The following is an 11,229-nucleotide window of genomic DNA, read 5'->3' on the forward strand; positions in this document are numbered from 1 at the left end:
CGGATTCAGGCCGGCTGGACCCACACCCCGGGCCTTAAGCCCTCACCGCTCCTGGTAGTCGGCGAACCGCTTGAGCACCAGGCCGATCAGGCGCGTCATGAGCTTGCGGGGGCGCCTGGGCAGCAGGTGCGCCTCGGGCCAGTTGCGCGCGTCGGGGACGACGTAGCCCCTGTCGCGGTCCAGGGCCCGCAGCGACTGCCGCACGATCTTGTCCGGGTCGGCCAGCAGCCAGCCGAGGCGCCGCTCGTCGTACTTGATGCCGTTGGCGATCGGGAAGCCCGTGTCCACGGGCCCGGGGCAGACCGCGAGGACCTTGACGCCCGTCCCGCGCGTCTCGACCCACAGGCCGAGGCTGTAGTTGACGACGAACGCCTTCGTGGCCGCGTACAGCGCCATGTACGGCTGCGCCTGGAACCCGGCCATCGAGGCGACGTTGACGACCGCGCCGCTGCCGCGCTCGCACATCGCGGGCAGGAACCGCTTGATCAGGCCGGTCACGGCGACCATGTTCACCATGGCGGTGTCGCGGCTGTAGTCGGCGCCGATGGACACGTCGCGTCCGAACGTGCCGATCCCGGCGTTGTTCACCAGGACCTCGACCGCGATCCCCGCCTCGTCGACGGCTTCGCCGACGCGTTCGGCCGCGTCCGGTTCGGCCAGGTCCTGCACGATCACCAGCGCCGCGACGCCGTGCCGTTCGCGGATCTCGGCGGCGAGCGCTTCGAGCTTCGCGCCCGAGCGCGCCACGACGGCCACGTCCATGCCCCGCTCGGCGAGGCGCCGCGCGAAGGCCGCGCCGATCCCCGACGACGCACCCGTGACGAGTGCCCACGATCCCATTCCGGCTCCCTTACACTTCTCCGATTACAGCCTAGCGGCGGTAGCGCCGCAGGTCGCGGCCCCGGCGCGGGTAGGCTTGCCGCACCATGTCGATGCCGGCCAATCCGATCACGCGGCGACTGGCCCTTCCGGGCTGGTCGGTCCTGCGCTTCAGCCTGACGCTCGTCGCCGCCGCCCTGCTGGTCGCGGCCGTAGCCACCGGGATTCTCGTGGTGTTCTGGATCGGCATCCCCGTGGCCGTCGCGGTGTTCCTCGCGATCCGCGTCTGGGCGAACGCGCAGCGGCGCGTCATCGGCGAGCAGCTGGGCGTCGACATCCCCGTCCCGTACCGCGAGCGCCCCAAGCGGGCCCGCATCGACCACCAGGCGCTGCTGCTGGTGCGCGAGGCCGCGACCTGGCGGGACTTCGCGTGGCTGGCGATCGACGCGACCCTGGGGTTCGTCGTCAACCTCGTCTACCTCGGCGTGTTCGCCGTCGCCGTCTACTACCTGGTGCAGCCGCTGCTGCTGGTGACGCTGTTCCACACCGCGCCGAACCCGGTCGTCAACGACTTCGGGTTCTACGACTTCGACACGCCCGCGAAGACCCTCATGCTCGTGCCGCTCGCGCTCGGCGCGGGGGTCGCGTGGTGGCGCTGGGGCGAGCTGTTCCTGCGCTGGTACTCCCACCTCGGCGTCCTGCTCCTCGGCCCGACCGCGAAGGCCCTGCTCACCGCCCGCGTCTCGGAGCTGCGGCAGGCCCGCGACCAGACCGTGGACCACGCCGCCGCCGAGCTGCGGCGCATAGAACGCGATCTGCACGACGGCGCCCAGGCCCGCATCGCCGCCCTGAGCCTCACCCTCGGCATGGCCGAGGAACTGCTCCACCAGGACCGGCCCGAGCAGGCCGTGGGCCTGGTCGCCGAGGCCCGCCAGACCTGCTCTGACGTGCTGGAGGAGATCCGCCAGCTCGTGCGCGGCATCCACCCGCCGGTCCTGGCCGACCGCGGGCTCACCGGCGCGCTCCAGGCCATGGCCCTCGACCACCCGCTGCCGGTCTCGGTCGTCGACCGGCTCGGCGAGAAACTGCCCGCGCCGCTCGAAGCGGCGGTGTACTTCGCGACGAACGAGGTACTCACCAACATCACCAAGCACGCCGAGGCCTCCCAGGTGCAGATCGTCGTCACCCACGAGGACGGCGTCGTGCGCGTCGAGATCCGCGACGACGGGGTCGGCGGCGCGCAGGTCGCCCCCGGCGGCGGCCTCGACGGCGTGAGCCGCCGCCTCGCCGCGTTCGACGGGACCCTCGAACTGGTGAGCCCCGAAGGGGGCCCCACCACGGTCACCCTGACCATCCCCGCCTTCCCGGTCGGCGCCAACGGGGCCGACAATGGACGTGCGGCCGGCCGCTGAGCCCGGCCACCGGATTGCAAGGAGCCACGATGGACGTCGTCCTCGCCGAAGACCACTCGCTCCTGCGCGACGGCCTCACCCGGATGCTCGAAGCGCACGACTTCACCGTCGTGGAGGCCGTCGACAACGGGCCCGCGCTGACCGCCGCGCTCCTCAAGCACCGCCCGGACGTCGCCGTCGTCGACATCCGCCTGCCGCCCACGTTCAAGGACGAGGGGCTGAGGGCCGCCATCGAGGCCCGCCGCCACATCCCGGCCCTGCCGATCCTCGTGCTCTCCCAGTACGTCGAGCAGCTGTACGCCCGCGAGCTCCTCGGCGACCGCCGCGGCGGCGTCGGCTACATGCTGAAGGACCGCATCTCCAACGTCGGCGAGTTCATCGAGGCCCTGCGCCGCGTCGCCGCCGGCGGCACCGCCATGGACCCCGAGGTCGTCGCCCGCCTCCTCGGCAAGCAGCAGAACCGCCTCGACGCGCTCACCCCCCGCGAGCTGGAGGTCCTCGGGCTCATGGCCGAGGGCCGCACCAACGCCGCCATCGCGGCGTCGCTGTTCATCACGGAGAAGGCCGTCGGCAAACACTCGGCGAACGTGTTCCGCAAGCTCGGCCTGGGCCAGTCCGAGGACGACAACCGTCGCGTCCTCGCGGTCCTCGCCTACCTCGAAGGCAACTAGGGCCTGTCCGGGGGATCCGGGCGGCCGTTATCCGGCCCGTTCGCCCGCTCGCTGCGTTGTCGGGCCCTCCGAATACAACACCGGTATTCGGAGGACCCTCCGCCTTGCGAGCGAACGAACGGACTCGGATACCGACTCGCCGGGATCCCCCGGACAGGCCCTGCGCCTGGCGCGCCACCGGTTGCCTGTGCGATCGTTGGGGCGTGGAACTGGAGGACCTCGTCCGGCTGCGCCGGGCCCGCGACATGATGGACCGCGACTACGCCCAGCCCCTCGACGTGATGGCGCTGGCGAAGGTCGCGTTCATGTCGTCGGGGCACTTCTCGCGGAGCTTCCGGGCCGCCTACGGCGAGACCCCGTACTCCTATCTCATGACGCGCCGCATCGAGCGGGCGAAGGCCCTGCTCAGGCGCGGGGACCTGTCGGTGACCGAGGTGTGCTTCGCGGTCGGGTGCACCTCGCTGGGGACGTTCTCGACGCGGTTCACCGAGCTGGTGGGGGAGTCCCCGAGCGCGTACCGGGCCCGCAACCACGACGACGGGGCCTCGATCCCGGCGTGCATCGCGAAGGCGTACACCAGACCGGTCAGGAATCGAGAAGCGAAGCCATCCGGGTCCCCGTAGGTTTGGCCCATGAGCATCAATCTTTCGCAGTGTTTCATCGCCGTCGACGACCACGACAAGGCGATCGAGTTCTACCGGGACGTCCTGGGCATGGAGGTCCGCAACGACGTCGGCTTCGAGGGGATGCGGTGGGTGACCGTCGGCTCCCCCGACCAGCCGGACGTGAACATCGTCCTGGAGCCGCCGCTGGCCGACCCGAACGCCTCGGAGTCGGACCGCCAGGCCATGAGCGAGCTGCTCGCCAAGGGCCTGCTGCGCGGCGTCATCTTCGAGACCGACGACGTGGACGCGACCTTCGAGAAGATCTCGTCGGCGGGCGCCGACGTCCTCCAGGAGCCGATGGACCAGCCGTACGGGGTGCGCGACTGCGCGTTCCGCGACCCGGCCGGCAACATGCTGCGCTTCAACCAGCCTCGTAAGTAGACGCGACCCGACTCGTAAGCCTCGCGGGGCTGTCGCCCGCCGCCGGTAGTCTCGGCGGCGGGCCGCCCCGGCCCCGCAGACAGATGGAGACCGAACCACCATGGCCACCAGCAAGAACACACCCAACCCGGCCGACGCCCACGACCTGATCCGCGTGCAGGGCGCGCGCGAGAACAACCTCAAGGACGTCAGCGTCGACCTGCCCAAGCGCCGCCTCACCGCCTTCACCGGCGTGTCCGGCTCGGGCAAGAGCTCACTCGTGTTCGCCACGATCGCGGCCGAGTCGCAGCGGCTCATCAACGAGACCTACTCGGCGTTCGTGCAGGGCTTCATGCCGACCCTGGCCCGCCCCGAGGTCGACGTCCTCGACGGCCTGACCACGGCGATCATCGTCGACCAGGAGCGCATGGGCGCGAACATCCGCTCCACCGTCGGCACCGTCACCGACGCGAACGCGCTCCTGCGCATCCTCTTCAGCCGCCTGGGCGACCCGCACATCGGCGGGCCCGGCGCGTTCTCCTTCAACGTCCCCTCGGTCTCGGCCTCCGGCGCGATCACCGTCGAGCGCGGCGGCAAGACCATCGCCGAGAAGGCCTCGTTCAACCGGCTCGGCGGCATGTGCGCCCGCTGCGAGGGCGTCGGCTCGGTCAACGACTTCGACCTCACCGCCCTCTACGACGGCGACAAGTCCCTCAACGAGGGCGCGATCATCATCCCCGGGTACACCATGGACGGCTGGTACGGGCGGATCTACCGCGGCAGCGGCTTCTTCGACCCCGACAAGCCGATCAAGAAGTACAACAAGCGCGAGCTCCACGACCTGCTGTACAAGGAGCCCACCAAGATCAAGGTCGAGGGCATCAACGTCACCTTCGAGGGCCTGATCACCAAGATGCAGAAGTCCATGCTCTCCAAGGACGTCGAGGCGATGCAGCCGCACATCCGCGCGTTCGTGGAGCGGGCCGTCACCTTCCAGACCTGCCCCGAGTGCGAGGGCACCCGCCTGGGCCCCGAGGCCCGGTCCTCCAAGATCAACGGCGCCTCGATCGCCGACGCGTGCAAGATGCAGATCTCCGACCTCGCCGACTGGGTCGCCGGCATCGAGGACGCCTCCGTGGAGCCGCTGCTGAAGTCGCTGCGCGACCTCCTCGGGTCGTTCGTGGAGATCGGCCTCGGCTACCTCTCGCTCGACCGGCCCTCGGGCACGCTCTCGGGCGGCGAGGCCCAGCGCACCAAGATGATCCGCCACCTCGGGTCCTCGCTCACCGACGTCACGTACGTGTTCGACGAGCCCACCGTGGGCCTCCACCCGCACGACATCGAGCGCATGAACAACCTCCTGCTCCAGCTCCGCGACAAGGGCAACACCGTCCTGGTCGTCGAGCACAAGCCCGAGGCCATCGCCATCGCCGACCACGTCGTCGACCTCGGCCCCGGCGCGGGCACCGACGGCGGCACCGTCCAGTTCGAGGGCACCGTCGAGGGCCTGCGCGCCTCCGGCACCCTCACCGGCCGCCACCTCGACGACCGCGCCAAGCTGAAGGACGAACTGCGCCAGCCCACCAGGAAGCTCGCCGTGCGCGGCGCGAACGAGAACAACCTCCAGGACGTCGACGTGGACATCCCGCTCGGGGTCCTCACCGTCGTCACCGGCGTCGCCGGGTCCGGGAAGTCCTCCCTCATCCACGGGTCGGTCTCGGGCCAGGAGGGCGTGGTCGCGATCGACCAGGGCGCCATCAAGGGCTCGCGCCGGTCCAACCCCGCCACGTACACGGGCTTGCTGGAGCCGATCCGCAAGGCCTTCGCGAAGGCCAACGGCGTCAAGCCCGCCCTGTTCAGCGCCAACTCCGAGGGCGCCTGCCCGACCTGTAACGGCGCCGGCGTCGTCTACATGGACCTGGGCATCATGGCCTCGGTGTCGACCACCTGCGAGGACTGCGAGGGGAAGCGGTTCCAGGCCGCGGTCCTCGAATACCACCTGGGCGGCAAGAACATCAGCGAAGTCCTCGGGATGTCCGTGGCCGAGGCCGAGGCGTTCTTCGCCGACGGCGACGCGAAGGTCCCGGCCGCGCACAAGATCGTCCAGCGCCTCCACGACGTCGGCCTGGGCTACATCAAGATCGGCCAGCCGCTCACCACCCTCTCCGGCGGCGAGCGCCAGCGCCTCAAGCTCGCCACCCACCTGGGGGAGAAGGGCGGCGTGTACGTCCTCGACGAGCCGACCACCGGCCTGCACCTCGCCGACGTCGAGAACCTCCTCGGGCTCCTCGACCGCCTCGTCGAATCCGGCAAGTCCGTGATCGTCATCGAGCACCACCAGGCGGTCATGGCCCACGCCGACTGGATCATCGACCTCGGCCCCGGCGCCGGCCACGACGGCGGCAAGATCGTCTTCGAAGGCACCCCCGCCGACCTGGTCAAGCACCGCAAGACCTTGACCGGCAAGCACCTCGCCGACTACACGGGCGCCTGAGCCCGAGGTCCGCGGGCACCCCGCCGGGGGCTACACCCCCTGCTCGCCGGGGTGCCCGCGGACCGAAAAACACCATTGGCCCCACTGCGGACCCCCGCCCGCGCGGCGACGATTGCCATATCGGACGAAGCGGAAGCGAGGTTCCGACATGGCGACACTGACCCAGACCCGCCCGGCCGCCCCCAAGGCCAGGCCCATCCACGGCGACAAGCGGGACGCGGGCGCGCAGTCCCTGATCTACCTGTTCCTCCTCGTCCCCATGGCGGCGCTCGCCGCCGCCGTCCCGATCGCCTGGTCCACCGGGCTGCTCTCGTGGACCGACATCGCCCTGGCGGTCGGCTTCTACCTGCTGACCCTCCACGGCGTCACGGTCGGCTTCCACCGGCTGTTCACGCACGGCTCGTTCAAGCCGAACCGGCCGGTGAAGATCACGCTGGCGATCCTCGGCTCCATGTCGGTGCAGGGCCCGCTCATCACCTGGGTGGCCGACCACCGGCGCCACCACGCGTTCTCCGACCGCGAAGGCGACCCGCACTCGCCGTGGCTGTACGGCACGTCCGCCTGGGCCCTGAGCAGGGGTTTCTGGCACGCCCACATGGGCTGGATGTTCCAGCCGCGCAACACCACCAACGAGGAGCGTTTCGCCCCGGACCTGCGCCGCGACCGCGACCTGGTCATGGTCGACCGGCTGTTCCCGCTGTGGACGCTCGCGACGCTCCTGCTCCCGGCCGTCCTCGGCGGCCTGATCACGATGTCCTGGCAGGGCGCGCTCACCGCGTTCTTCTGGGCCGGCCTGGTCCGGATCTCGGCCCTGCACCACGCGACGTGGTCGACGAACTCGATCTGCCACATGATGGGCGAGCGGCCCTTCAAGAGCCGCGACAAGGCCGCGAACTTCTGGCCGCTCGCGCTGCTGTCGGGCGGCGAGTCCTGGCACAACTCCCACCACGCCGACCAGACCTGCGCCCGCCACGGCGTCAAGCGCGGCCAGATCGACACCTCCGCGAGGGTCATCCGGCTCATCGAGCAGGCCGGCTGGGCCACCGACGTCAAGTGGCCCACGCCCGAACGCCTCGCGAAGCTCGCCGCCGACTGACCGCCCGACTTCACGGGGCGGGCCGCATCGCGGCCCGCCCCGTTTTCGTGTGACGTACCTGACCGTCATTCACTGACGCGTTTTGTCAGTGAACCCGGCGCATGATCCTCCCCATGACGACCATCGCCCAGGCCGCCCGCCCGACCCCCGCGGTCCTGCCGCCCCGCAACCGGGCCGAGCGCCTGCTCCTGCCCGCCACGTTCATCACCAGCCTCGGCAACGGCATCCAGCTCGTCGCCGCCGCCGTCCTGGTCTTCACCACCGGGCAGAGCGCGCTCGCCGTCGGCTGGCTGTACATCCTCGTCTCGGTCCCGCCCGCGCTGCTGTCGCTGTGGTTCGGGACGATCGCCGACCGCTTCGACCGGCGCACGCTGTGCCTGATCGCCGACCTCGTCAGCGCCGGCGCGGCCGCGTTCCTGCCGGTGTGGATCCTCACCGGCGGCGACCCCGGGCCGGTTGCGTACGGGACGGCGTTCGCGCTCTCGCTCCTGTCAGCGATGTTCATGCCCGCCAGCAACGCCCTCATCAAGGAGCGCGTGCACCCGGCCCGCACGGCCCGCTTCAGCGCCCACTACGAGATGGCCATGCAGCTGGGGCTGCTCCTGTCGGCCGCGGTCGGCGGCATCCTCATCCACTACGTCGGCACCACGCCGCTGTTCCTGTTCAACGGCGTCACGTTCCTCGCCTCCGCGGTCGCCCTGTGGGCCATGCGCACCGCCCCCGCCCGGACCGAGACCGCCGACCACGAGGCCGACGCCGGCGGCGTGAGCGGCGCGCCGCTGGTGCGCCTGGGCCTGCTGTACGCGTGCGGCCAGACGATGATCATGGTCAGCAACACGACCCTGATCGTCCTGGTCTACGACGCCTTCGACCGCGGCGCGGGCGTGTACGGGATCGTGGACGCCCTTGCGGGCCTGGGGTTCTGCGTCGCGGCGGCCCTGTACCCGCGCATCTCCGCCCGCTTCGGGGAGTTCCGCACGGCCGTGGCCGGCGGGATCGGGTGCGCGCTCATGTCGTTCGTGCTGCCGCTGCACCTGGCGGTGCTGCTGCTCGCGGTCCCGCCCGCGGCGTTCATGGTGGGCCTGTCGCGGGTCGGCATGCGCTCGATCCTGCTGCGCTCGGTGCCCGAGCGCCGGGCCGGGCGGCTGTTCGGCGCAGTCAACGCCGCCGGGCTGGGGTTGAGTGCGGCGATGACCGTGGCGGTCGCCGCCGTCGCCGACGCCACCCACATCCGCTACGGCTTCTACGTCCTGGGCGCCTTCTGCGTCCTCGCCACCGCGGCGGTCGCGTTCAGCCTGCGCGGCAAGGTGAAAGCGCTCTAGACCGCGACCGGCTCGGGCCGCTTCGCCCGGGCCGGCTCGGTGGCGACGGCGACCGCGGCGCCGAGCCACAGCACCTCGATGAGGGTGCGCTGGAGGAGCGGGTCGGCGGCGGCGCCGTTGAACTCGACGCCGTTGAGCGCGGCGTAGATGTTCGCGGGGAACATCGCGAGCATGAGCAGCACCAGGCAGACCGCGGCGGTGCGCTTGAACGGGCGCACCCACAGCCCGATCGCGCCCGCGATCTCCAGGACGCCGGTGACGAACACGAGCGCCTCGGGCCACGGCAGTCCCGGCGGGACCATCGCGATCATGCTCTCGCGGAAGCCCGGCACGAAGTGCACGACGCCGGTGGTGAGGAACAGGGCGGTGAGCCCGCCGCGCAGCGCGGGGCGCCAGGCGTCGAAGTGGTCGAACTTCAGGCGGCCGGCCAGGCGCAGGACGAGCGTGGTGGCGACGAACGCGATCAGGGGTTCCATACGGGTCTCCTCCAAGATGTAGACACTGTCAAGATACTCGCCTGGAGAAGATCTTGTCAATGGAAAGATATGTGAGGGGCGTCGCGGCGCTCACGCGTGGAGGTCGAGGACCGCCCGCGCGCGCTCGCGCATCATCGCCCGCAGCGACGCCGGTTCGAGGACCTCCACGCCCGCCAGTTTCATCAGGTCCCCGGAGGCGACCCACTCGGTCTCGATCGGGACGGTCGCCACGGCCCACCCGTGCTCGTCGCGGTCGGCCTTCGCGATGGCGGCCACCACGTCGGCGTCGAGGTGGTCGGGGGCGCGATCGACCGCCTCGGGGGAGAAGCGGACCACCGCCTCGCCGCGGTACCGGCGCGCGTCGAACGCGTCGAGGTTCTCGGCCCACCAGGCCGCCAGGTCGAAGCCCGCGGGCCGCTCGAACTCCTCCTCGGTCTTGGCCGCCGCCAGCAGGTTCGCGACCTTGTACGGCAGCACCGGCCCCGTCCCCTGCGCGGCCGCCAGGTACCAGCGCCCGCCCTTGAGGACCAGCCCCAGCGGGCGCAGCTCCCGCTCGACCTCGCGCGGCTCCTTCCAGCGCCAGTACCGGACCCGGATCGCGCGCCGCTCCCACGCCGCGTTCGCGACCAGCGCCAGCAGCGGCACCGGCTCGGACCGCTGGAACCATGCGACGACGTCGAGGTGGAACAGCTGCCGCGCCCGCTCGGCCCGGTCCCGCTGCTGCGGCGACAGCGCCGCCGACAGCTTGAGTTCGAGGGCCGCGAGCTCGGTCTGGAGCCCGAGGTCCGTGGCCGCCTGCGGCACCCCCGTCAGCGCGAGCGCCTCCGCCTCGCCCTCGGTGACCCCCGTCAGCCGCGTCCGGTAGCCCTCGACGAGCCGGTACCCGCCCTCGCGCCCGGACTCCCCGTAGATCGGAATTCCCGCGCCCGCAAGCGCTTCCGCGTCCCGGTAGACGGTGCGCACGGACACGCCCAGTTCCGCCGCGAGCGCGTCGGCGGTCATCCGCCCGCGCTGTTGGAGCAGGAGCATCATCGACACCAGGCGGCCAGCACGCATTCCGTAAGTATCCGCGCAGGTCCGACATCGGGCCCCGGCCCATACCGCGTCCCCGCCGGGTGCGGCGGTATTCCGTCGAAACTCCTTGGACGGCTTCGGGAATGCATAGAGTCCGGTGCGGAAACCGATCGGCGCCGACCCGCTTCCGGGCCGGCGCCGCCGCATGCAAGGGAGCACCATGACCGCCTCGAACCGACGAACCGCATTCCGCCGCCTGGCCGCAGGAGCGGCCGCCGCACCGCTCGCGGTCCTGCTCACCGCCACGGCGGCGAGTGCCGCACCGGAGGCCGAACCCGTCCCGGTCGACGTCTACAGCAAGGGCGCCCAGATCACCCTCGACATCACCGGCGACCAGGTCGTCTACGAGACCGGCAAGCTCAAGGGCGACCTGAACCTCCTCCCGCCCACGAACATGTCGAACTCGATCGCCGACAGCGTCTTCCTGCACCGCATGAAGGGCGGCGGCGGCGACTTCGGGCACGTCGACGTGCTCATCGGCCCCGGCGTGCCGATCGAGGGCGACCACGGCCGGGCCCCGCAGATCGAGTTCCCGCAGGGCGTGGACTTCCAGGTCCGCAAGCTCCCCGGCGGCCTCGACGTCGAGAGCGGTGGCGACCCGATCTCGCTGGTCACCGACCCGATCCTCCTTGAACCGATCCCGTACCCGGAGGAGTTCCCGCCGACGCACCAGAAGTACGCGCTGGAGGACTCCGCCTCGATCTACTTCCTGGATCCGGACGACGACACCTACGTGAAGGTCGGCACGCTGGAGGCCTTCGACGCCAAGGTCAACTGGTGACGAGCCCGCGGGCGGCGTGAGTCGCCGGACGCGCAGCGGCCGGACGGGCGCCCGTCCGG

At 71.1% G+C, this 11,229-nt stretch carries 11 protein-coding genes; 8 read left to right on the top strand and 3 right to left on the bottom strand.

Features of this window, described 5'->3' with window-relative positions; translation table 11 throughout:
* Positions 1-42: 42 nt before the first annotated feature.
* Positions 43-840 carry an SDR family NAD(P)-dependent oxidoreductase gene (locus DI269_RS02915; protein WP_112133630.1) on the bottom strand — a complete coding sequence of 266 codons (798 nt, stop codon included), beginning with the start codon at positions 838-840 and terminating at the stop codon, positions 43-45.
* 86 nt (positions 841-926) lie between these two features.
* Between DI269_RS02915 and DI269_RS02920 the strand changes: the two genes are divergently transcribed.
* The 7 genes from DI269_RS02920 to DI269_RS02950 all read left to right on the top strand — a co-directional run bounded on the left by DI269_RS02920 (position 927) and on the right by DI269_RS02950 (position 8,839).
* Positions 927-2,231 carry a sensor histidine kinase gene (locus tag DI269_RS02920; RefSeq protein ID WP_112133631.1) on the top strand — a complete coding sequence of 435 codons (1,305 nt, stop codon included), beginning with the start codon at positions 927-929 and terminating at the stop codon, positions 2,229-2,231.
* 29 nt (positions 2,232-2,260) lie between these two features.
* On the top strand, positions 2,261-2,902 hold the full coding sequence (locus tag DI269_RS02925; RefSeq protein ID WP_112133632.1) for a LuxR C-terminal-related transcriptional regulator: 642 nt from the start codon (positions 2,261-2,263) through the stop codon (positions 2,900-2,902).
* Positions 2,903-3,105: 203 nt separating this feature from the next.
* Positions 3,106-3,525 (top strand): helix-turn-helix transcriptional regulator, encoded by a 420-nt coding sequence (locus DI269_RS02930; protein ID WP_232822593.1) that lies wholly within the window; start codon positions 3,106-3,108, stop codon positions 3,523-3,525.
* Between the two features lie 9 nt (positions 3,526-3,534).
* Positions 3,535-3,948, top strand: a complete 414-nt coding sequence (locus tag DI269_RS02935) for a VOC family protein (RefSeq protein ID WP_112133633.1) — start codon at positions 3,535-3,537, stop codon at positions 3,946-3,948.
* 100 nt (positions 3,949-4,048) lie between these two features.
* Positions 4,049-6,421: an ATP-binding cassette domain-containing protein gene (locus tag DI269_RS02940; protein WP_112133634.1), complete on the top strand. Its 2,373-nt coding sequence runs from the start codon at positions 4,049-4,051 to the stop codon at positions 6,419-6,421.
* A 148-nt stretch (positions 6,422-6,569) separates the two neighbouring features.
* The gene (locus tag DI269_RS02945; protein ID WP_112133635.1) at positions 6,570-7,517 is read left to right on the top strand and encodes an acyl-CoA desaturase; all 948 of its coding nucleotides are present in this window, start codon (positions 6,570-6,572) and stop codon (positions 7,515-7,517) included.
* Between the two features lie 113 nt (positions 7,518-7,630).
* Positions 7,631-8,839, top strand: a complete 1,209-nt coding sequence (locus DI269_RS02950) for an MFS transporter (protein WP_157974727.1) — start codon at positions 7,631-7,633, stop codon at positions 8,837-8,839.
* Here the strand turns inward: DI269_RS02950 and DI269_RS02955 are convergent.
* The gene (locus DI269_RS02955) at positions 8,836-9,315 is read right to left on the bottom strand and encodes a DoxX family protein (RefSeq protein WP_112133637.1); all 480 of its coding nucleotides are present in this window, start codon (positions 9,313-9,315) and stop codon (positions 8,836-8,838) included. The two genes, DI269_RS02950 and DI269_RS02955, sit on opposite strands and share 4 nt — an antisense overlap.
* 90 nt (positions 9,316-9,405) lie before the next feature.
* Positions 9,406-10,371, bottom strand: coding sequence for a helix-turn-helix transcriptional regulator (locus DI269_RS02960; protein WP_112133638.1), 966 nt, complete (start codon positions 10,369-10,371; stop codon positions 9,406-9,408).
* Between the two features lie 178 nt (positions 10,372-10,549).
* Between DI269_RS02960 and DI269_RS02965 the strand changes: the two genes are divergently transcribed.
* Positions 10,550-11,170 (top strand): hypothetical protein, encoded by a 621-nt coding sequence (locus DI269_RS02965; RefSeq protein ID WP_157974728.1) that lies wholly within the window; start codon positions 10,550-10,552, stop codon positions 11,168-11,170.
* Positions 11,171-11,229 lie beyond the last annotated feature (59 nt).

The sequence above is a fragment of the Glycomyces dulcitolivorans genome (assembly GCF_003265355.1).
Taxonomy (GTDB): domain Bacteria; phylum Actinomycetota; class Actinomycetes; order Mycobacteriales; family Micromonosporaceae; genus Glycomyces; species Glycomyces dulcitolivorans.